The sequence below is a fragment of the Vibrio sp. J1-1 genome, assembly GCF_021728395.1.
GTDB lineage: Bacteria > Pseudomonadota > Gammaproteobacteria > Enterobacterales > Vibrionaceae > Vibrio.
In genome coordinates this window covers 186,070-208,024 of the sequence record NZ_JAKKCM010000003.1, presented here as the reverse complement: position 1 = coordinate 208,024, position 21,955 = coordinate 186,070, and the positions used below count along the sequence as shown (strand labels likewise).

At 45.2% G+C, this 21,955-nt stretch carries 23 protein-coding genes; 14 read left to right on the top strand and 9 right to left on the bottom strand.

Annotated elements, in window-relative coordinates:
* Positions 1–19 precede the first annotated feature (19 nt).
* Positions 20–1,357: an amino-acid N-acetyltransferase gene (argA, locus tag L3V31_RS05870; protein ID WP_237315188.1), complete on the bottom strand. Its 1,338-nt coding sequence runs from the start codon at positions 1,355–1,357 to the stop codon at positions 20–22.
* Between the two features lie 264 nt (positions 1,358–1,621).
* Here argA and L3V31_RS05865 point away from each other — a divergent pair, with 264 nt between their 5' ends.
* From L3V31_RS05865 to L3V31_RS05845, 5 genes are all read left to right on the top strand, one after another.
* Positions 1,622–1,978 carry a DUF2850 domain-containing protein gene (locus L3V31_RS05865; protein ID WP_237315187.1) on the top strand — a complete coding sequence of 119 codons (357 nt, stop codon included), beginning with the start codon at positions 1,622–1,624 and terminating at the stop codon, positions 1,976–1,978.
* Between the two features lie 238 nt (positions 1,979–2,216).
* On the top strand, positions 2,217–3,320 hold the full coding sequence (gene mltA, locus L3V31_RS05860; protein WP_237315186.1) for a murein transglycosylase A: 1,104 nt from the start codon (positions 2,217–2,219) through the stop codon (positions 3,318–3,320).
* Positions 3,321–3,422: 102 nt separating this feature from the next.
* Positions 3,423–4,232, top strand: a complete 810-nt coding sequence (gene tcdA / locus L3V31_RS05855) for a tRNA cyclic N6-threonylcarbamoyladenosine(37) synthase TcdA (protein WP_237315185.1) — start codon at positions 3,423–3,425, stop codon at positions 4,230–4,232.
* 21 nt (positions 4,233–4,253) lie between these two features.
* On the top strand, positions 4,254–4,682 hold the full coding sequence (csdE, locus tag L3V31_RS05850) for a cysteine desulfurase sulfur acceptor subunit CsdE (protein WP_237315184.1): 429 nt from the start codon (positions 4,254–4,256) through the stop codon (positions 4,680–4,682).
* A 297-nt stretch (positions 4,683–4,979) separates the two neighbouring features.
* Positions 4,980–5,897 carry a sensor domain-containing diguanylate cyclase gene (locus L3V31_RS05845; RefSeq protein WP_237315183.1) on the top strand — a complete coding sequence of 306 codons (918 nt, stop codon included), beginning with the start codon at positions 4,980–4,982 and terminating at the stop codon, positions 5,895–5,897.
* Positions 5,898–5,932: 35 nt separating this feature from the next.
* Here the strand turns inward: L3V31_RS05845 and csdA are convergent, their stop codons facing one another.
* The 4 genes from csdA to L3V31_RS05825 form a co-directional block, all read right to left on the bottom strand.
* Positions 5,933–7,144, bottom strand: a complete 1,212-nt coding sequence (csdA, locus tag L3V31_RS05840; RefSeq protein ID WP_237315182.1) for a cysteine desulfurase CsdA — start codon at positions 7,142–7,144, stop codon at positions 5,933–5,935.
* On the bottom strand, positions 7,144–7,743 hold the full coding sequence (locus L3V31_RS05835) for a DJ-1 family glyoxalase III (protein ID WP_237315181.1): 600 nt from the start codon (positions 7,741–7,743) through the stop codon (positions 7,144–7,146). Before L3V31_RS05835 ends, csdA begins: the two co-directional genes overlap by 1 nt.
* On the bottom strand, positions 7,740–8,630 hold the full coding sequence (gene panE, locus L3V31_RS05830) for a 2-dehydropantoate 2-reductase (protein ID WP_237315180.1): 891 nt from the start codon (positions 8,628–8,630) through the stop codon (positions 7,740–7,742). The genes L3V31_RS05835 and panE overlap by 4 nt, the downstream gene beginning before the upstream one ends.
* Before the next feature lie 109 nt (positions 8,631–8,739).
* Positions 8,740–9,531, bottom strand: a complete 792-nt coding sequence (locus L3V31_RS05825; protein WP_237315179.1) for an outer membrane protein OmpK — start codon at positions 9,529–9,531, stop codon at positions 8,740–8,742.
* Positions 9,532–9,854: 323 nt separating this feature from the next.
* On the opposite strand from L3V31_RS05825, the gene L3V31_RS05820 reads away from it, so the two are divergent.
* The 4 genes from L3V31_RS05820 to L3V31_RS05805 are packed head-to-tail and all read left to right on the top strand — an operon-like array spanning position 9,855 to position 13,090.
* On the top strand, positions 9,855–10,451 hold the full coding sequence (locus L3V31_RS05820; RefSeq protein ID WP_237315178.1) for an LON peptidase substrate-binding domain-containing protein: 597 nt from the start codon (positions 9,855–9,857) through the stop codon (positions 10,449–10,451).
* Positions 10,448–11,806: a DUF4397 domain-containing protein gene (locus L3V31_RS05815; protein ID WP_237315177.1), complete on the top strand. Its 1,359-nt coding sequence runs from the start codon at positions 10,448–10,450 to the stop codon at positions 11,804–11,806. Before L3V31_RS05820 ends, L3V31_RS05815 begins: the two co-directional genes overlap by 4 nt.
* Before the next feature lie 43 nt (positions 11,807–11,849).
* Entirely contained in the window at positions 11,850–12,434 is a 585-nt protein-coding gene (locus tag L3V31_RS05810; RefSeq protein WP_237315176.1) for an RNA polymerase sigma factor, read from the top strand.
* On the top strand, positions 12,431–13,090 hold the full coding sequence (locus L3V31_RS05805; RefSeq protein ID WP_237315175.1) for a ChrR family anti-sigma-E factor: 660 nt from the start codon (positions 12,431–12,433) through the stop codon (positions 13,088–13,090). The genes L3V31_RS05810 and L3V31_RS05805 overlap by 4 nt, the downstream gene beginning before the upstream one ends.
* A 74-nt stretch (positions 13,091–13,164) precedes the next feature.
* Here the strand turns inward: L3V31_RS05805 and L3V31_RS05800 are convergent, their stop codons facing one another.
* The 4 genes from L3V31_RS05800 to L3V31_RS05785 all read right to left on the bottom strand — a co-directional run bounded on the left by L3V31_RS05800 (position 13,165) and on the right by L3V31_RS05785 (position 16,897).
* A complete protein-coding gene (locus L3V31_RS05800) occupies positions 13,165–14,517 on the bottom strand; it encodes an MFS transporter (protein WP_237315174.1) in 1,353 nt (450 codons plus the stop codon).
* A gap of 68 nt (positions 14,518–14,585) precedes the next feature.
* Entirely contained in the window at positions 14,586–15,131 is a 546-nt protein-coding gene (locus L3V31_RS05795; protein WP_237315173.1) for a peptidylprolyl isomerase, read from the bottom strand.
* Positions 15,131–15,700 carry a YajG family lipoprotein gene (locus L3V31_RS05790; protein WP_237315172.1) on the bottom strand — a complete coding sequence of 190 codons (570 nt, stop codon included), beginning with the start codon at positions 15,698–15,700 and terminating at the stop codon, positions 15,131–15,133. Before L3V31_RS05790 ends, L3V31_RS05795 begins: the two co-directional genes overlap by 1 nt.
* 42 nt (positions 15,701–15,742) lie before the next feature.
* Positions 15,743–16,897, bottom strand: a complete 1,155-nt coding sequence (locus tag L3V31_RS05785; RefSeq protein ID WP_237315171.1) for a methyltransferase — start codon at positions 16,895–16,897, stop codon at positions 15,743–15,745.
* A 277-nt stretch (positions 16,898–17,174) separates the two neighbouring features.
* Between L3V31_RS05785 and bolA the strand changes: the two genes are divergently transcribed.
* The 5 genes from bolA (at position 17,175) to L3V31_RS05760 (ending at position 21,950) form a co-directional block, all read left to right on the top strand.
* The gene (gene bolA / locus L3V31_RS05780; RefSeq protein WP_237315170.1) at positions 17,175–17,483 is read left to right on the top strand and encodes a transcriptional regulator BolA; all 309 of its coding nucleotides are present in this window, start codon (positions 17,175–17,177) and stop codon (positions 17,481–17,483) included.
* A 469-nt stretch (positions 17,484–17,952) separates the two neighbouring features.
* Positions 17,953–19,293, top strand: coding sequence for a Na(+)-translocating NADH-quinone reductase subunit A (locus L3V31_RS05775; protein ID WP_237315169.1), 1,341 nt, complete (start codon positions 17,953–17,955; stop codon positions 19,291–19,293).
* Positions 19,294–19,298: 5 nt separating this feature from the next.
* Positions 19,299–20,543 carry an NADH:ubiquinone reductase (Na(+)-transporting) subunit B gene (locus L3V31_RS05770; protein WP_237315168.1) on the top strand — a complete coding sequence of 415 codons (1,245 nt, stop codon included), beginning with the start codon at positions 19,299–19,301 and terminating at the stop codon, positions 20,541–20,543.
* Positions 20,533–21,318 carry a Na(+)-translocating NADH-quinone reductase subunit C gene (locus L3V31_RS05765; RefSeq protein WP_237315167.1) on the top strand — a complete coding sequence of 262 codons (786 nt, stop codon included), beginning with the start codon at positions 20,533–20,535 and terminating at the stop codon, positions 21,316–21,318. The genes L3V31_RS05770 and L3V31_RS05765 overlap by 11 nt, the downstream gene beginning before the upstream one ends.
* The gene (locus tag L3V31_RS05760) at positions 21,318–21,950 is read left to right on the top strand and encodes an NADH:ubiquinone reductase (Na(+)-transporting) subunit D (protein WP_237315166.1); all 633 of its coding nucleotides are present in this window, start codon (positions 21,318–21,320) and stop codon (positions 21,948–21,950) included. Before L3V31_RS05765 ends, L3V31_RS05760 begins: the two co-directional genes overlap by 1 nt.
* Positions 21,951–21,955: the final 5 nt, after the last annotated feature.

Here is a 21,955-nt window from a genome sequence, read left to right as displayed (position 1 = left end):
CACTCGGTCTTTTTAATGTTTATAAATCCAAAGCTAAGATTTTTGATTTACGCTGGAAGTTGTATAAGCCTTGCTTGGCCCCCGGTAAGTAATCGACACTCACTTCGTAGAAACCCTGTTCTCTGAACCAATGCAGGCTGTGTGTGGTCAGCACGAAGATCTGATTGATGTTCTCTGACTTTGAACGGTGCTTCATATAGTTCAGTAGTAGTAACCCGCGGTTGCCGTCGCGGTAATCAGGATGAATTGCGACGCAGGCCATTTCCGCTTTGCGCTCTTCGACGTATGGATATAAGGCGGCGCAACCAATGATCAGCCCATCTTTTTCGATGATGGTGAATTTACCAATCTCTTGTTCCAGTTGCTCACGAGAACGTCTTACTAATACACCTTGTTCTTCCAGTGGACGGATTAAGTCTAAAATCCCGCCAATGTCGTCGATATTGGCTTGGCGCACTTGCTCTGCGCTCGCCATGACCACTTGAGTACCAATACCATCGAAAGAGAAGAGTTCCTGAATTAATGCGCCGTCGACTTTATAACTGATCAAATGGCTACGCGGCACGCCAGCACGACAGGCTGCAATCGAGCCTTTCAAGAAACGCAGAGTACCTGTGTTGTAGTCTGAATCTGGTGAGCTGTTTTCCGTTAAGGTTTTGATGACATGCTCGGCCTCGATAGGAAGTAGTTCAGCGACCGCATTGCCATTGTCATCAATAACACCTTGCTCAGAGCAGAAGCCTATCAACTTGTCCGCGCCTAATTTAATCGCAAGCTGCGTGGCGACTTCTTCAGAAAGCAAATTGAAACACTCACCCGTGACGGAACTAGCGATTGGGCCAAGCAGAACAATTGAGCCTTGGTCCAGAGTGCGATTAATCGCGTCGGTGTCAATGCGGCGAATACGCCCACTGTGGCAGTAGTCGACACCATCATCGACGCCGAGAGGTTGGGCGATAATATAGTTACCAGATACAACACTTAGCTCTGTACCCGCCATAGGTGTATTGTTCAGGCTCATGGAAAGGCGTGCAGTAATCGCCAGCTGCAGTTGCCCTGCGGCTTGCATAACTACTGATAAGGCTTCTTCATCAGTAATTCGGATGTCTTTGTGGTATGGCGTAGTAAGGTTTTGTTTTACCAATAATTGGTTAATTTGCGGACGTGCGCCATAAACCACCACCACTTTAATGCCAAGACTATGCATTAAAGCAATATCATTGATAATGTTTCCAAAGTTGTTGTGGGCGACCGCTTCTCCACCGAGCATGATCACCATGGTTTTACCACGGTGTGCATTAACATAGGGGGTTGATTGGCGGAACCCTTTAACGAGTGCGGTACTACGAATTTTCACTACAGCCATTCCTTGTGTTTATTTATGCTTAAATAATGTCTTTTTATTCACCTTATGGCAAGGTGAATTTTTTGGAATAAAGGACAAATATATGGAGAGTGCTCCTTTGGGGAATAATAGGATGGGGGATAAAATGCTTCAATATTTCCGCTAACAGTGGTCATCACTTCTTTAGCCCTAGATAGGAATGCTACGATTACTACTCAGCCCCAATCAGACTCATCAAAAAAATCCAAACTTCGGAAAGGAGCAGAGCGCTTTCTGATGCTTACCGTAGTGGTTGGTATAATCATCGCTGGTATGTTGTACAGTGATTTGATTTCTCGTTATATCAATCCGCCTGTTGGAAAATCAATTATATATGGCAAATGGGTAGAGCAGGAGGTTGCACCGTACGCTCGTGAGGTTTTTGAGTTAAGTGAAAGGGGCGTTACGGTTAATGGTTCTACAGTTGCGACTGATTTTGAATTCGATGGTGATGCTTTGTCTTATAAGCTTGGCTCGAGTGTTCGCCGATTTAGGTTTACTGGACAGCAACACACAGAAATGAAGTTAGACGCTAACGTGCATTATCTGCCAACTTTTCGTTTAGAAGGAAGCGCCAACAGAACCCTGCATTAAATGCCAGATTCACGCTATTTCAATTTTAGTACGGCTCAAATAACTTATTTTCAAACACTTTCTGGACAAATGTGTATTCATTCCCCTGCTATCATATTGTTAATTCGAAACTAATTGGATGAAATGGCAGCAGGTAGAATCATTGACCTAGTTTTGAAACACTTTGACGCGGCTTTTCAATTGCGTTGCCTGTCTTTGTTTGCCATCCTTTTGCTATCTTTTATTACGGAATAATCACGTGCTAAAACAACTCCTTCCTATTGTTACTTTAAGCCTACTGTTTGGTTGTGCGCAAAAGAATGATCTTGCTCAGCAATACATTGATGGTGAGTTTCCTCAAATCCTCAATAAAGTAGAGGTGGTTGAGTCGAACAAACCTCGCGATTTTACCGAGTTCAATAAGCAAGTTGAGCAGGTTTTGATTAAATCTCCCTCTATGGCGAAGATGTACCAACCTCTATATCACAGACTCAGTGAGTGGGCTCAGCAAAGTGGTGACACTAGTGTGCTTAGCGCTTATGGTATTCAAGCGGCGCAACTTGGTGGCGGTGACAAAAAAGGCAACGTGTTGTTCACGGGTTATTTCTCTCCGGTGATGGAGTTGCGTCATCAGCCAAACAACATCTTTAAATATCCAGTCTATGGTAAGCCTAATTGTTCTTCTGATTGTCCGACGCGTGCCGAGATTTACGATGGTGCATTAGACGGTCAAAATCTGGTACTTGGCTACGCCCCAAATCGTATTGATCCATTTATGATGGAAGTGCAGGGCAGTGGTTACGTGCATTTCGAAGATGATGATACGTTGGAGTACTTTGCGTATGCAGGGAAGAACAACAAAGCTTATGTGAGTATCGGGCGAATTTTGATTGAGCGTGGTGAAGTACCACGCGAAGAAATGTCGATGAAAGCCATCAAAGATTGGGTCATGAACAACGATGAAGCGACTGTGCGTGAATTGTTAGAGCAGAACCTGTCTTATGTGTTCTTTGCTCCTAAAGCTGAAGCGCCAGTGACAGGGGCGGCGGGCATTCCGTTACTGCCAATGGCATCAGTGGCTGGCGACCGTTCAATTCTTCCAATGGGAACCCCCGTTCTAGCAGAAGTACCACTGCTTAATGCTGACGGAACCTGGAGCGGCGCACATCAACTTCGCATTCTGCTTGTCCTCGATACTGGTGGTGCGGTGAAACGTAACCATCTGGATCTTTATCATGGTATTGGTGCAAGAGCGGGAATCGAAGCCGGACATTACAAACACTTTGGCCGTGTCTGGAAACTAGGTTTGGAAAACACGCCGACGCAAGCGCCTTGGGCTTTATCACCAGAAAAGATACAATAGCCGATTGATAAGAGAGGCGAGCGTTCTCTTGTCTAGACATTTTCTCAAAGAGTGCGTATAAATCGCACTCTTTGTTTTTCTATCGATCATCTGGATTTCAATATGCGCGAACTCGATACTCCGGCCTCTGACAACTACAATCAACGCTTCGGCGGCACTCGTCGTCTTTATGGTAACAGCGAAGTCGAAATTCTTCGTGCTGCGCATGTGTGCGTGATTGGTATAGGTGGCGTTGGCTCTTGGGCGGTAGAAGCACTGGCGCGCACAGGGGTTGGCGAGCTGACGCTGATTGATATGGATGATGTGTGTGTGACGAATATTAACCGTCAAATCCATGCCATGTCTGGCACGGTTGGTCAAAGCAAAATTGAAGTGATGGCTGAGCGCGTTAAGCTGATCAACCCAGAATGTAAGGTGAATCTGATTGATGATTTCATCACGCCAGACAACCAACATGAATACTTGAGCAAAGAGTATGATTACGTGTTGGATGCGATCGACAGTGTGAAAGCAAAAGCTTCTCTATTGGCTTACTGCCGTAGTAACAAGATCAAAGTAATCACGACCGGTGGTGCGGGTGGTCAGGTTGACCCAACGCAAATCATGGTCGCAGATCTGACGAAAACGATTCAGGATCCACTGGCCAAAAAGATTAAAGACACCTTACGTCGTCATCACAACTTTCCAAAGAATCCTGCACGTAAATTTGGCATTGACTGCGTATTCTCTACCGAGCAGCTAAAATACCCTCAGGCGGACGGTTTGGTATGTGGCGTTAAGTCCACTGCAGAAGGGCCTAAGCGAATGGACTGCGCTAGCGGATTTGGCGCGGCAACCGTGGTGACAGCAACGTTCGGTTTTGTTGCGGTTTCACGCATTGTAGAAAAGCTGATTCAAAAGTATAAGAAGTAATAGCAAAGAGAAGTAGGCATCATGACTGATTTTCCAGTTTCACCATTTGGTTCTGAGATAACAAGTGACGATATTGTCGCGACAATGCAGCAGTTTAAAGGCTGGGAAGATCGCTACCGCCAAGTTATCCAATGGGGAAAGAAACTGCCGCAAATGCCTGACGAGCTGAAATCGGAACAAGTCACGGTATCAGGCTGTGAAAGCTTAGTTTGGCTGGTTAGTCTGGAGCAGGATGGCGTTTGGCATTTCTGTGCGGATTCTGATGCGCGTATCGTCCGCGGCTTGATAGCCTTGGTGATGGCTGCGTTTGACGGAAAAACAGCGGAGCAGATCCAAGCGTTCGACATCGATGCGTATTTTGAGCAGCTCGGATTGATTGCACACTTAAGTCCATCTCGTGGTAACGGTCTGAAAGCGATTGTTGAGCAGATTAAACAAACCGCTAAATAAAGGTTTGGTTGGTTCCGAAAGGCGCTGAGTAGCGAAAGTTACTCGGCGCTTTTTTATCTGATCGAGGGGATGTATTGAAGTAGGAATATACGCCGTCGTACTACGTCGGTTATTTTGGCTTTAATTATTGTTGCTTATTGATCTCGCTTCCTTGCTCACTGTCGAGTTTTATACACAACATTTGTAGTTACAATTTGTCTGCATTAGCTGATAGATATATTCTTAAAGTGGTTTTTAATTTCCCGTTGTAGAAGTACTTATAGGCATAGTTAGTACAAATACTAGGAACCTCTTTTTATGCAATTCTCTTTGGAACATGCGCAAGTCGTGTTATCCGGAATACCTGACCCCACTTTTATACTGAGTGAAGATGGTCTCTATATTGATGTTTTTGGTGGTATAGATAGAAACGCCTATCATGATGGCAGTAGTTTGGTCGGTGAAACGCTGCACAGTGTGCTTGAAAAAGAACAAGCGGATTGGTTTATTAAGCAGATTAATCGCTGCCTGACTGAAGACAGTATTATTACGATAGAATACAAGATGTCCGCCGACAACGTTCAGGGCATTGATGCCAGCACTGGACCAAAGGGAATGCTTTATTATGAGGGAAAGATATGTCCTCTTGATTTAAAGTATCAAGGCCGCAGAGTCGTTCTTATCCTTACCCGCAATATTTCTAACCGTCATCGAGTTGAAACCCTTCTCCGTCATCAAAGCCAAATCGACGAACTAACAAACATCTATAATCGCCGTGTTTTCTTCGAAAAAGTGTCCGAAGAAATCACTAAGTGCGAAGCGCAAAGTTATCAAGCCGCTTTGTTATTTTTTGATCTCGATTTCTTCAAATGTATCAATGATAACCGAGGTCACGATGCCGGTGACTATGTTCTAGAAACTTTAGCGAAGTTAGTTTCCAATCTATTAACGAAAGATGAAACCTTCGCGAGAGTGGGAGGGGAAGAGTTTGCGATTATCTTGCCTGATGTTTCATTGTCGTCGGCAACCGAGATCGGCGAGGAAATTCGTTCACAAATCCAAAAAAATCAGTTTGAGTTTGACAACGTTCAAATCCCGGTAACTGTCAGTGTTGGCGTGGTGAATATTACCGGTTATGAATCGACAAAGCGATTGTATGCAAGGGCAGACAAGGCACTTTATATGGCAAAACGAAATGGTAGAAACTGCGTGATAACGATTGAGAATGAATCGTAGCAACCAAACCAGTTACTACGATTGAGTGGTCTGGGTTACAGCATGTCGACGGCTTTTTCTACTGCGGCGATGAGTCTGTCAACGTCTTCTAGGGTGTTATAAATACCAAACGAGACTCGCACTGTTCCTTTCACTTTCAGTGCGTCCATTAAGGGGTGGGCACAATGGTGTCCGGCTCGTACTGCGATACCTTGCTGGTCGAGCAGTGTGGCGATGTCCTGATGGTGTACGCCGTCCATTACAAATGTCAGCACCGATGCATTTGGTTGGTAGCCAAGAATGTGAATATCATCCAGCTGACTAAGCGCTTGATAGGCTTTGTTTTGTAAAGTGTGCAGGTGCTCTTCCACTTCTTGATGATCAAACCCCTGATACCAATCAATCGCCTTTGCGAGTGCGATAGCCCCAGCGACGTTCGGTGTGCCCGCTTCAAACTTTCCGGGTAATGCAGAAAAGGTGGTTTTTTCAAACGATACTTTCTCTACCATTTTCCCACCACCATGCCATGGCGGCATCGCTTCCAGTAAGGCTAGTTTGCCATAAAGCACGCCAATCCCAGCTGGGGCATAAAGTTTGTGTCCGGAGAAAACGTAAAAATCGATATCCAGTTCAGTAAGGTTCAGTGGTTCATGCACGATACCTTGAGCACCATCCACTACGACAACGGCACCAAACTGATGCGCCAGGGTGGTAATTTCTTCAATAGGTTGACGAGAGCCAGTGACGTTAGTGATTTGTGCACACGCCACGATCTTACAGCGCTTAGAAAGAAGCGACTTAAACGCCTCTAAATCAAACTGACAGTCGGAAGTCATCGGAACCTTGACGACTTTAGCTCCGGTCTGCTCAGCAACAATTTGCCATGGCACAATGTTGGCGTGATGCTCCATTTCGCTGATCAATATCTCATCACCCGCTTGTAAATTACTTCGGGCATAAGTTTGCGCGATTAAATTGAGCGCTTCGGTGGCACCACGTGTCCAGATGATCTCTTTTGAGCTGGCAGCTCCGATAAAGCGGGTGACGGTTTCACGAGCCGCTTCGAACTGACTGGTTGCATTAGCGGTTAAGCTGTGACTGCCACGATGCACATTGGCATTTTGAGCACTGTAATAGTGACTGATGACATCAATCACACATTGAGGCTTTTGGGTGGTTGCGGCGCTATCAAGATAAACCAGAGGCGTGTCATTGATTGACTGCTTTAAAGCGGGAAACTGCTGACGAACCGCATTGACATCAAACATTATTCTTCACCAATCTTGTGATAGTGCAAAGTCGGGATGGTCACCATAGGCTCGGCGATGGTCCATGCGTGCTTTTTGCCTGAGAGCTTGATGATCACTTCCATCGCGAATTCTAACGCTGTGCCCGGCCCCTGACTGGTGATCACGTTATGGTTTATATCGATAGTGACACGTTTGCTCCGCCAGTTCGCTTCAGGAATGTGTGACTGGAAACTTGGGTGACAGGTCATTAGGGCGTTAGGGAAAAGATCATGATGTTGTAGCACCAACGCTGGAGCTGCACAGATAGCCGCAACCAGTTTTCCTTCATAAATATGTTGTTTGAGGATTTCTATCATGACTGTGCTGTCGCGAAACACTTCCGAACCACCGACACCACCCGGTAGTGCAATGACATCAAACTCGTCATCTGCGATATCGACCAGTTTGCAATCTGCGGTTAGCGTGACGCCACGAGAAGCTTTCATCGTTAAAGCCCCATCGAATGCTGCACTGGCTACCGTCACGTCATATCCAGCTCGAACCATCATATCGATGATGGTCACGGCTTCCATTTCTTCGGTACCTGGAGCGATAGGTACTAAGATTTTTACACTCATTGTTCTGTCCAGCTTTTTTCTATCTGTTTAATGCGTTGGTAAAGACTGAGGTTCTCAGGCGTCTCGATGTGGTGTTTCTCTGCAGTTTGCAATAAATAACCAGTAATAAAGTCGATTTCGGTACGTCGCTGGTGGTAAACATCCTGTCTCATCGAAGAATAATTCTCAGCGGTCGCATTGACGACTTGCATGATCACCGCGAACAAATTGTCGAACTCGGTATCGATCCCTTCTTTATTCATTACCTCAACCAATTCGCGCGTAATGTTTCGCAGCGTATCCTGAAACTCCTGCTGTGCGAGCGCACCATTCTTGCATTGATGGATAGCGGTTAATGGATTAATTGCACAGTTGATAGCGAGTTTAGTCCACAATGCCACATGGATATTTGGGTTCCATCTCACTTCAGGTAGGGCATGATGCATCACTTCCTGCAAAAACTGACATTGCTCGCCTAAATTATTGAATCCGCCTAGCTGCGTGTTGCCATGACCTGTATGTAACACTTTTTGTTTGCAAGGTTTGTAGGCACCGTGAGTCGTAGTCGCTAAAACGATCGGGTTGTTTTTAAGCGTTTCAGAAACGCGTTGTGCGGTACCCATACCGTTATGCATTAACATCACGATGGTGTCGGGGTTGATATGCCCAAGCAGAGGAGAAATGGCTTCTTCGACCTGCCACGCTTTGACTGTCACCACAATCAAGTCAGCGCTTTTTACTGAAAGAAGGTGATTATTTAGGAAAGTGTGACCGACTGAATCATCAAGTTGCAACGAAAGCTGGGTTTCCGAACTTGTGCTCCAAAGAGACACATTGTGTCCTGCTTGCTTTAATTTTGTTGCCCAAAGTGAGCCGATAGCTCCGGGACCTAAGATGACAATATTCACCAAACGCTCTCATTAAAAAGGTTTGCTGCAAGGATAATGAGGGGAAAAAGGAAAGCAAATAAAAAATGGCGCCAATGGGCGCCATTTCTGAAGAAACTTATTGGTTCTATTAGAACTTGTAAGTTACCGCTACGTAGTGACCAAAACCAGTAGAGTCTACGCCACCGCCGTCTTTGATACCGTAGATGTTTTTGAAACCTTTTAGGCCGTAACCAACTGCAAAGCGGTCTGAGTGCCAGTATAGGCCGTTGAACATAGTGCCGCCGTAGCTAGAGCTTGCGTACTCATCTTTCATACCAAATTGCCAGTCGATATAACCTTGGTAAGAAATGAATGAACCGTTTTCGAAGAAGTAGAATGGTTTGAACCAGTTTGTTGCAAAGTGGTAACCGTTCCAGTCTTTATCGTTGCCGCTGTAGGTTCCGTATAGGTTTACGCCTACTTTACCAAGCCATGGAACCATAACATCAGAGCCAAGACCGATTTTCTGATTGTTTACACCAGAGTTACCACCCCACTCAATGAGAGATGCAACGTAAAGCTCTTGCACAGGGCCGAAAGACAGATCTTTGCCCGTTAATGCGTCCAGAGACATACGTGGTGCGAACTTCATGAACATCTTTTCAGCGCCAGCTTTGTCACTGCCTGGATCTGACGTTAGGTTGAATACGTCAACGTAACCGTAAAGATCGAAGATACCAGAGCGACCGCCAAATTCCATTTCTAGGTAGTCATGGTTTGAGCCATCAGGGAAACCTGGAAGTTCGTTAAATGCACCCATCAGGTTGAACTGCATCCACTTGTAATCGTTTTTGTGGATATCGCCGTCAGAGTAATCAGCCGCCATAACTGGAGCTGAAGTAGCTGCTAGAAGACTAAGAGCTAAAAGTGATTTACGCATATGGGGACTCTCTATGTTTGTAATATTTCAGAATAAGCAATCTATGTTGCGTTTTCCAAGTGGCGGGAATAATAGCGATAATAATCCCAAAAGAAAGTGATAAAAGGTGCAAAAATAAACCTTTTTAGTGATCGATATCACAAAGGTGTCTTTATTTACGGAACTTTTTATTTATTGCATTTTATTGCAATAAATATGTGATTTAGATCGTTTGCGTGGCGATTTTCGTGACTTTTTAAGCCAGTCGATTAACCAACAGAAACTGTTAGTGATCGGAGTGAACAGTGCTTCGTACTATTCGATGAACTAAAGAGGATTTATTGATGAACGAAGTTATGTTATTTCCACTTACTTCAGTTGTACTCCCTGAAGGAAAGATGAATCTGCGTATTTTTGAGCCTCGGTACATACGGATGGTGAAAGAGTGCAGTTCGAAAAGCCAGGGTTTTGGCGTCTGTCTGGTAGGTAACGACGGCGATCCGAGAGAAGTTGGGAATGTTTCTTCGATAGGCTCATTAGTACGGATTGTTGATTTTGAAACATTAAGTGATGGGCTTCTAGGAATCACAGTGGTTGGTGAAAAGCGCTTTAAAATACTGCGCGTTAGAGCAGACTCCGATGGTTTAAGGCATGCGGAGGTTGAGTGGATGGAAAACTGGGCTGTTCCAAAAGGGCTGTACAGCTTTGATTGTTTAAGTCAACAGCTAGCTTACGTTTATGAGGAGTTCCCTCAGCTTGGGTCACTTTATGAGCACCGCTTTTATGATGACCCAACTTGGGTTACCCAGCGTTGGCTTGAGCTATTGCCTTTGGAATGCCATCTATTTGATCGATTGGCTGGTTCAGAGGATTGTCTGCCAGCATTGCGTTTTCTACATCAAGCACTTGAAGCCCCTAAAAACAAAGAGGCAGGGTTATGAAACTAACAAGTAAAGCGTTTCTGGTCTTAATAGGATCTCTGGGACTAGCTGCGTGTGGTTCAGACAGCGACACCATAGAGTACTCCAATCTTCAGGCTGTACATGCATCATCTGATGCGCCAATGGCGAATGTTTGGATTAACGACAAAGCAACGCTAACCGGCGTGGACTATGGCGTTGGCTCAGGGTACATGATGGTGCGTGAGGGCAGTAACTCAGTTCAGGTCGATGTGCAGTTGCCGGGCAGTGAAGTCGCGACTGTCGTGCCAAGGACAGTGCTGGACCTCGATTCCGGTCTCAATTACACCATATTTGTTGTGGGTGATGCTGATGGGAGTCCAAACCCTGTTGAACCACTCATTGTGACACGCAGTACTGAATCTATGGCTGATGAAAGCAGTCTAGATGTTCAAGTTGTACATGCTGCTTCTGGTGTGCCAGCGGTGGACCTTTATGTTACGGAGCCAGGGGCTGATTTATCGACAGTCATACCTGTGACAAACCTTGCCTACAAAGCAGCAACAGACACGCTCAATATTCCTGCTGGTGATTATCAAGTCAGGTTAGCAGTAGGGAATGATGTCGTGTTTGATTCTGGAACGCTTTCACTGGCGGGGAATGCTAACTTAACCATTGCCGCGATTAAAACTGGTGACTCCAGTAGTTCTTCTCCCGTCAAATTAATCGTTTTAGATGGTTCGGGATCTTCTATAATTCAGGATGCGGGCAGCCAAGCTGAAGTTCGGGTTGGGCATGTCGTGGACGGTGCGCCAGTTGTAGACGTACATGTAGATGGTACCCCGTTCTCGCCACTTGCAGATTTAGCCTTTAAAGAAATTCGTGGGTATTTGGATCTCGCTCCGAAATCCTATGACATTGACGTTTTTGTTGATGGTACCACCACAGCCCCCATTTTTAGTGTTGACGATTTATCTGTTGAAGGAGGCATGGATTACAGCATCTACGCGGTTGGCGTCGTAAGTCCGTCGGTAGCTATTGAATCTTTAGTTGTTGCGGATATGAGAAGAGCGGTGGCAACCAGTGCGACGTTAAATATTACTCATGCAGCGGCAAATCCAATTGCTGAAAAGGTCGATATTTACCTCACTACCAGCGCTGGTATAGATGATAGTGATCCAACCATTTCTGATTTTACGTACAAAGAGAGTCTGAAAGGACTTTATGTTGAGGAAGGAACCTACTTTGTCACTGTCACGGCAGCAGGCGACCCTAATACCGTTGCGATAGATTCAGCTCCTGTGGATCTGATGAACGGTGTGGTCTATCAAGTCGTAGCGATAGACGATGGCAATAGTGGCGGTTTCAACTTGTTAGTTAATGACATCACAGACTAGGACGGAGTGGGAGGGGGAGACTCCTCCCTACGATAAGGCCGATATGATGAGTGATAGCCGACAAAAACTGGGACGGCAGGAATGGAACGCATATATGGACAAAGTCAAAGCGCGAGATAAAGACGCCTTTTCTTTTGTGTTCCAATTTTATGCTCCCAAATTAAAACAGTTCGCTTATAAGCACGTAGGGAATGAGCAAGTCGCAATGGAAATGGTACAGGAGACCATGGCCACGGTTTGGCGCAAAGCTCACTTGTACGATGGAAAGAAGAGTGCGTTATCAACGTGGATATACACAATCATCCGCAATTTGTGTTTTGACTTACTACGAAAGCAAAAGGGCAAAGAGTTACACATTCATGCTGACGACATTTGGCCTTCTGAATATTACCCACCAGATTTGGTCGATCACTACTCTCCCGAGCAAGACATGCTGAAAGAGCAGGTGGTGAAATTTTTAGAGATATTGCCAAAAAATCAAAGAGACGTTTTGCAAGCGGTATACCTTGAAGAGTTGCCGCATCAGCAAGTGGCAGAACTGTTTGATATCCCGCTTGGTACGGTTAAGTCTCGTTTGAGACTTGCGGTAGAAAAATTAAGACATTCAATGCATACGGAGCAACTATGAACAATCATCCAGATAACAAATTGCTAGAAGCTTATGCTTTGGGCAGCATTGATGCGGTTTCTGGTCTTGTGGTCGCTACGCACTTAGAAACATGCTCCAAGTGCCGAGACTACGTCAATCGGGTAGAAGCAGAGCAAGCTAATGTCGTCAGTGATGTTCCTTGTGTCTACGTGCCTGAATTCGACGAAATGTTTAATGACATTGTTACTGCTCCTCCCATGCGAGACAGTGTCATTATTAGAGACTCAGCAAAAGTGTCCGTGGCAGGTAAAAGCTTTGAATTACCCAAAACTTTGAGCCGTTTCTCTGATCTGGTTGGATCATGGAGAAGCTATGGCGGCAAAGTATATAGTGCCCAAATTGATTTGGGTGAAGACGTTAGAGTAAATTTAATGTATATCAGTGAAGATGTGCAAATACCTCAACATACGCACAAAGGCACAGAGTCAACCTTGGTTCTACATGGCGGCTTTAGCGATGAGGATGGTGAGTATGAAGAGGGGGATCTGATGATCCGCGATGCGTCTGTGAAGCACAGCCCATATACGAAAGTTGGGGAAGACTGTTTGTGTCTTACTGTCTTGACTGAGCCAATGATATTTACCCAAGGTGTGGCAAGAATCTTCAATATGTTTGGTAAGGGCCTTTACCCTTAAATCTTAGCTTGATGACAATGCTGTCTTACAAAGAACCACCGTATTGCAGTGGTTCTTATGTTTTTACTAATTACTTAGTGTTTAGAGCGTGCTTTGTCTAGCAGGTCATCAAAGTAGTGGCGTAGAGAGTACAGCATGATCAAGCTCGGTATCACCATAACCGCAGTCAGGATGAAGAAGGTACTCCAGTCATTAAGATAATCGACCAACTCGCCACTGAACGATGCCAGTGTGGTTCGTCCAAAGTTACCTAAAGAAGCCAGTAAAGCATATTGGGTCGCTGAAAATGCTTGCCCGGTCAGTAAGGTTAAGAAAGAGACAAACGCCACGGTAGAGAACGCTGTAGTAAAGTTATCGACAATAATGGTGGCTAAATACAGGTGCTCATTAGGACCCACTGAAGCAATCCATGCAAACATCAGGTTGCTTGCCGACATGGCAATACCACCAACCATCAGGCCTCGGACAAGACCAAACCTCACGTTGAACATACTGCCTACCAAGGTAAAGAATATCGTCGCACCCCAACCGATTAACTTAGAGTAGTAGCCAATTTGCTCATTACTAAAGCCAATGTCTTTGTAGAACGCAATCGACATTCGGCCTAAGAAGGCTTCGCCAATTTTAAATAAGAACACGAATAACAATAAGGTTATCGCGACACGTACACCGTTTCGATTGAAGAAATCAAGAAATGGCTCGACGACGGTCACGGTAAACCATGCAACAATTTTTGAACCTACCACCTCTTTGTGACGTTGTTCTGCTTCAGACTGCAACTGATCACGTTGTGTTTTTGGCTCACCGACTAATAGCGTAAACACCATTAAAATAACAACGATAAACGCCATTCCGTAGTAAACACCATTCCAGCCGATACTATCGGCATTAATAAACGCTAAATAGCCAGGCAGCGAGTAACCAGTCCACCATCCAATGACTGCCATTGCAGACGCCTGCGGCAGTTTAGATGCTTCAGATTTTGGAAAGGTATCAATACGAAAAGCGTCGATGGCGATATCTTGCGTTGCTGATGCGGTCGCAATACACAGGGCTAAAACTGACGCAAAAGCCAGATTATCGGCAGGGTTTACATCCGCAATGAGTATGGTGGCGACAAGCACGATGCTTTGACAAAAGAAAATCCAACTGCGTCGCTGCCCAAGAAAACGATACAACAACGGGAGCTTGACTCTGTCTACTAGCGGAGCCCAGAGAAAGTTAATCGCGTATACGGCAAAGACGCTACCAAAATAACCAATGGCAGAAAGTGTTAAGCCTGCATCTTTAAGCCAGCCAGACATGTTAGAGCCGATCAATACCCATGGGAAACCGCTTGAGCATCCCAGCATAAAGACCCATAACAAACGTTTATCGAGGTAACTTTTTACCGTTTCCAACCAAGTGATGGAAGGTAATGAAGACATAGATTAATCCAATAAAATGACGCCGTTGAAAGAGAAAACCCTTCGAATATTCAAAGGGTTTGTGATGGCTATTTGAGTAATGTTGCTTTAGTGATGACGATTTGAGTTTCTGGTACGTCACGCATTCGGCCCGATGAAGATGTTGGCTGTTTTGCCATGTTTTGGATAACTTCAAAGCCTTCGGTAACCAGCCCAAAGACTGCATAACCCGGTGGTCGAGCCGCATAGTTGAGGAAGTCGTTATCCGCCAAGTTAATGTAGAATTGACGAGTTGCAGAATCAGGGGCATTGGTTCGAGCCATCGCGATGGTCGCTTGGTCGTTTTTTAAGCCATTGTTGCCTTCATTCTTGATTGGCTCATAGGTATTAACCTTCTGCATCTCTTGGTTGTAACCGCCACCTTGCGCCATAAAGCCCGGTATCACGCGGTGGAAAATAGTGCCTTCGTAGCTGCCGTCTTCGACGTATTTAAGGAAGTTAGCCACCGTTATTGGCGCTTTCTCTTCATTTAACTCAACCGTAAATGAGCCTAGTGTTGTTTCAAACGAGACCTTAGGTCCGGCCCAAACGCTACAACTGAGTAGTGCCAGTGAAAGAATAGCTTTGCGTATCATTAGAATCGCTCCTGCATATAGTTGCGAAGTTCTGGATCGTTGGCGATTTCTTTCAGAGTCAGGTCAATAACATCATTTAACGTTTGTTCAATATCAGAATCTGAAGCACTAAAAGTACCGGAACGCTTTGCACTGCCGGTGTACGTTTTCACTAGTCGCCCTTGTGGGTTTTCGGCGGTAATTTCTAAAACAACTTTAGCATCCATTTCTTTGTCCATTACCGAATGCTTTACGTTCACTAGGGCTTCCTGCACTTTAAGCTCAATCACATTGTTACTGTTTAGATCTGAGTGAAAACCTTGAGATGAGAACTGTTGATCCAAAGCTTGTTCCAGAGTGATACGTAAGTTCTGCTTCGCGTGGAGAGGAAGGATATTCGAGCGACCATTGTCCACCAACGCAACGTATTGAGCGGCACGTACATCTTTACTGATTAAGCTGTAGGTTTTGCCTTGTACAATAGGATTGGTGCTAAGTGTGCTTTCAGGCATCAGGTTCAGTTGTACCTGTTGTGGGGCTGAACAAGCAGCCAGCAATGCAACGGAAGCCGCGAGTACCAATTTCTTCATTTGATTGTTCCTTGTAAATATTTTTCTCAGTAAAGCGCTGTATTAATTTGCGTTTAATTTAGCAGGATTTTTTGTTGCCTGTAAAATCACGAACTTATTGTTAGACGCGACAAGTTTCACATTGTTAGCACCAAATAAACGTTTGAGCTTCGCATCGTAGCCAAGGTGTCGATTTCCTATGACAAGTAACCGACCACCTTTGTTCAACACTTGTTGTGAATCACAAAACATCTGCCAGGCGATGTGGTCGGTGATGGTTTGTTGCTGATGAAATGGTGGGTTGCACATGATCAGAGAGCAGCTATCGTGTTCAAAGCCATCCAAGCAGTTGTTAGCGATGCATTGGATATCACGTCCTTCTCCTAAGTTATCCAACAAATTTTGTTTAGCGGATTCCAGTGCCATAAAGCTCTCATCGACACAAGTCAGGCGAGCATTTGGGTTTAACTGGCCAGCTTTCACTGAGAGTACGCCGTTACCACACCCAAGATCGACAATATGACTGATATTAGGGTCTTGAGGGATATGCTGCAGCATAAATCGGGCACCCAAGTCTAAACTTTCGCCTGAGTATACATTTGGCAGGTTTTTGAGCTGAATGGTCTCGCCATCTACATTCCATGCAGTAATAGGATCTACGTCGACAATTGGTTGTGCATTAGCTTGGGAGAAAACCAGACGGTGCTTTTTCCAGGCGAGGGAAGTTTTCGTTTCGCCTAAATACTTTGCGAAAAGTTTGAGCGTCGAAGTATGGATCTCTTTTACTTTATTGACGGCAATAATCGGGCATGACTCAGGGAGCACTTTTCTTAGCTGGCTGAGTATCCATGTCAGGTGACGATTGCTTTTGGGAAGTTGCAGTAGAACCAAATCAGCATCTGCTGGTATCTCGTCCATCGTGCTAAGAAACGTCACTTCTCTGCATTGATTGATTTCAAGGTTCTGCTGAGCGCCTTTATGAGAGATAAAGGAGTCACTCATCAACGTCACACGATGTTTTTCAGAAAACCAGCAAGCCAACGCGCCAAAGCTGTCATTGATTACCACAATATGTTGATTATCGGCTAGCGCCAGTTCCTCAACATGATTAATCAGATATTCATCACCAGCGTCCCAAGCTTGTAGTGTTTCGTTGGAGCGTAAAGGGAAACGATGAAGCGTTAGGCTTCTGCCGTGAAGGTTCAATTCGGTTTTCATAAGTAAACGTAGGTTGATTCGATAAACTAGGGATTATTGTCGCAAATGATGGCAAGCGTAGATACAAAAAGCTGTTAAATTTTGAGTTTACTTGCATTTGCGTTACTCAGAAGTTCAGGCACGACTCAACTCTGAGTTTTAACCTATTGCGTTGATTGAGGTTAGGAGTTGATTTTTCAGACTAATAGCTTAACAGTGTGAGTTTGTATTTATGGATACTGCAAGTTACGGTGAGTTGGGTATATACTTAGGAAATTCGAATCGATGAGGAACGAATATGATCCAAGAAATCATAGAGAAAAAGTTGCATAGCGAGCTGCAACCGAGCTATTTAAAAGTGATCAATGAAAGTTATATGCACAACGTGCCGCCGGGTTCTGAAAGTCACTTTAAAGTGATTGTTGTCAGCGATTCGTTTGCTGGACATAGACTGATTGGAAGACACCGACAGGTTCATCAAATTCTCGCGGATGAGCTAGATAATCACATTCACGCCTTAGCGATTCATACTTATACCGATGAAGAGTGGAAGAGTGAGCAAAATGGCGCGCCAGATAGCCCTATGTGTGTCGGTGGTGGTCACTAGAGCCATTTACAATAGATTTTAGAAAGATGGTGAAAGCCATCTTTTTTCGTTTTATCAAGCGTAAAGCTACAGATTAGAGCAGGCTAGGTTAAAGAAATTACGTTAACAGTGTTTCAACATATGAATGAAAATCAAAGATTGTTTCAGACGGTGAATGTTGTTTTACCATACGGTATATGTGGAATATTGTATTTGTGCGATTGGTCAAAGTTATGAGTATTCTTTGACCTTTTAGACCTTATTCCACCTAAATAACCGCTCTATTCTTTGGATTGGTCATGGCATCAAGTTCCTAAAAAATGCTAGAATATTGCACCTGAGAAATCTCGACCATTTCCTGTAACGAGATTTTTAATAGGATGTTGCGATTTTAGTGTTTAAAACAACACTGAAACCGGACACTAATGTCGTGTCTAAAAGTTACGCAATCAAAAGAATCTTTTTCCCGATAAAAGTAGTGCAAGTGCGTATGATTACAATAAAGAAGGGCTTGGATCTTCCTATCGCAGGAACTCCATCCCAGGTGATTAATGATGGTAAGACCATCAAAAAAGTCGCCTTGCTTGGCGAAGAGTACGTTGGCATGCGTCCAACCATGCATGTCCGCGTTGGTGATGAAGTGAAAAAAGCGCAAGTTCTTTTTGAAGACAAGAAGAACCCTGGCGTTAAATTCACTGCACCAGCAGCCGGTAAAGTGATCGAAGTTAACCGTGGCGCTAAACGTGTCCTTCAATCTGTAGTGATTGAAGTGGCAGGTGAAGAGCAGGTGACATTCGATAAGTTCGAAGCCGCTCAACTTTCAGGTCTAGATCGTGAAGTGATCAAGACTCAACTGGTTGAATCTGGCCTATGGACCGCTTTACGTACTCGTCCGTTTAGCAAGGTTCCAGCAATCGAGTCATCAACTAAGGCGATTTTCGTAACTGCAATGGATACTAATCCACTAGCAGCTAACCCTGAGTTGATAATTAACGAGCAACAAGAAGCATTCGTTGCTGGTCTAGACATTCTTTCAGCCCTGACAGAAGGCAAGGTTTACGTATGTAAATCTGGCACTAGCCTGCCGCGCTCTTCCCAGTCAAACATTGAAGAACACGTCTTCGATGGCCCTCACCCAGCAGGTCTTGCTGGCACCCACATGCATTTCCTATACCCAGTAAATGCAGAAAATGTGGCGTGGAGCATCAACTACCAAGACGTTATTGCGTTCGGTAAGTTGTTCCTCACTGGTGAACTTTACACTGACCGCGTTATTTCTCTGGCTGGCCCAGTAGTAAATAATCCTCGTTTAGTTCGTACGACACTAGGTGCTAGCCTAGACGACGTAACAGACAACGAGTTAATGCCAGGTGAAGTTCGTGTGATTTCTGGTTCTGTACTAACTGGTACGCATGCAACTGGTCCTCACGCATACCTAGGCCGTTACCACGTACAAGTTTCAGTATTACGTGAAGGCTATGAAAAAGAGCTGTTCGGCTGGGCCATGCCTGGTAAGAACAAGTTCTCTGTAACTCGCTCATTCCTTGGTCACGTGTTCAAAGGTCAGTTGTTTAACATGACAACGACGACGAATGGTAGTGATCGTTCAATGGTTCCAATCGGCAACTACGAACGCGTAATGCCTCTAGATATGGAACCTACTCTGTTACTTCGCGATCTATGTGCGGGCGACACTGACAGTGCTCAGGCACTTGGCGCTCTAGAGCTAGACGAAGACGACGTAGCATTGTGTACCTTTGTTTGTCCAGGTAAGTACGAGTACGGTGAACTACTTCGTGAATGCCTAGATAAGATCGAGAAGGAAGGGTAATTTTCATGGCTCTTAAAAAGTTTCTTGAAGACATCGAGCATCACTTTGAGCCTGGCGGTAAACATGAAAAATGGTTTGCCCTGTACGAAGCTGTAGCGACAGTTTTCTACACGCCGGGTCTAGTAACAAAGAAAAGCTCACACGTTCGTGATAGCGTTGACCTAAAACGTATCATGATCATGGTTTGGTTCGCGGTATTCCCAGCAGTGTTCTGGGGTATGTACAACGCGGGTGGCCAAGCTATCGCAGCACTGACTCACCTACACGCTGGTGACCAACTAGCGGCAGTAGTAGCAGGCAACTGGCACTACTGGCTAACTGAAATGTTTGGCGGGACCATCTCCGCTGATGCAGGCGTTGGCAGTAAGATGTTACTTGGTGCGACTTACTTCCTACCTATCTACGCAACGGTGTTTATCGTTGGTGGTTTCTGGGAAGTACTGTTCTGTATGGTGCGTAAGCACGAAGTTAACGAAGGTTTCTTTGTAACTTCTATTCTATTCGCACTTATCGTTCCACCAACACTTCCTCTATGGCAAGCAGCGCTAGGTATTACCTTCGGTGTTGTTGTTGCGAAAGAGATCTTTGGTGGTACAGGCCGTAACTTCCTAAACCCTGCATTAGCAGGCCGTGCATTCCTATTCTTCGCTTACCCAGCGCAAATCTCGGGTGACTTAGTCTGGACTGCCGCTGACGGTTTCTCTGGTGCGACTGCGCTTAGCCAATGGGCTCAAGGTGGTAACGGTGCTCTTGTAAACACAGTTTCTGGTGCTCCTATCACTTGGATGGACGCTTTCATCGGTAACATCCCTGGTTCAATTGGTGAAGTATCGACTCTTGCTCTGATGATTGGTGCAGCGATGATCGTGTACATGCGAATCGCTTCATGGCGCATCATTGCGGGTGTAATGATCGGTATGATCGCGACATCAACGCTGTTCAACGTGATCGGTTCTGAGACGAACCCAATGTTCAACATGCCATGGCACTGGCACCTAGTTCTAGGTGGTTTTGCATTCGGTATGTTCTTTATGGCGACAGACCCTGTATCTGCTTCATTTACCAACAAAGGTAAGTGGTGGTACGGCGCTCTAATCGGTGTAATGTGTGTTCTAATCCGTGTAGTTAACCCAGCGTACCCAGAAGGTATGATGCTGGCGATTCTATTCGCGAACCTGTTTGCACCTCTGTTCGACCACTTAGTTATCGAGAAGAACATCAAGCGGAGACAAGCACGCTATGGCAAGTAATAACGACAGCATTAAAAAGACGCTGGGTGTTGTTGTCGGGTTGAGCCTTGTTTGTTCAATCATCGTATCAACAGCAGCAGTAGGTCTACGCGATAAGCAAAAAGCTAACGCTGTACTAGATAAGCAATCTAAGATCGTTGAAGTTGCGGGCATTGATGCTGCAGGTAAGAAAGTGCCTGAGCTATTTGCACAATACATTGAACCACGTCTGGTTGATCTAGAAACGGGTAATTTTGTCGAAACGGCTGCTAATGGCTCGACCGCTGCTGAGTTTGATCAGCGCGAAGCGGCTAAAAAAGCAGACCTATCTACCGCTTTATCTGCAGATGAAGATAAGGCTGACATTCGTCGCCGCGCTAACACCGCCGTGGTTTACCTAGTTAAAGATCAAGATGAAGTCCAAAAAGTTATCTTGCCTATGCACGGTAAGGGGCTTTGGTCGATGATGTACGCTTTTGTTGCCGTGTCAACCGATGGTAACACTGTGACTGGTTTGACTTACTACGAGCAGGGTGAAACTCCTGGACTTGGTGGTGAAGTTGAAAACCCATCTTGGCGTGCTCAGTGGGATGGTAAGAAGCTGTTTGACGAAAACCACAAACCAGCTATCAAAGTTGTTAAAGGTGGTGCGCCAGCAGGTTCTGAGCACGGTGTTGACGGCCTATCAGGTGCGACACTAACTAGTAACGGTGTTCAACACACATTTGACTTCTGGTTAGGCGATATGGGCTTTGGTCCATTCCTAGCAAAAGTTCGTGACGGAGGTCTGAACTAATGTCTAGTGCACAAAATGTTAAAAAGAGCATTCTAGCGCCGGTATTGGATAACAACCCAATCGCGCTACAGGTTCTTGGTGTATGTTCTGCGCTTGCAGTAACAACTAAGCTAGAGACTGCGTTTGTTATGACGCTGGCAGTAACGTTTGTAACTGCTCTGTCTAACTTCTCGGTATCTCTAATCCGTAACCACATTCCTAACAGCGTACGTATCATCGTTCAGATGGCAATCATCGCATCGCTAGTAATCGTGGTAGACCAGGTGCTTAAAGCTTACCTATACGATATCTCTAAACAGCTATCGGTATTCGTAGGTCTTATCATCACGAACTGTATCGTAATGGGTCGTGCTGAAGCATTCGCAATGAAATCTGCGCCAATTCCATCTCTTATCGATGGTATCGGTAACGGCCTTGGTTACGGTTTCGTTCTTATCACTGTTGGCTTCTTCCGTGAGCTATTCGGTTCAGGCAAACTATTTGGTATGGAAGTCCTACCTCTAGTGAGCAACGGTGGTTGGTACCAGCCAAACGGCTTGATGCTTCTAGCGCCATCAGCATTCTTCCTAATCGGCTTCCTTATCTGGGTAATCCGTATTCTGAAACCAGAACAAGTAGAAGCGAAGGAGTAAGGACG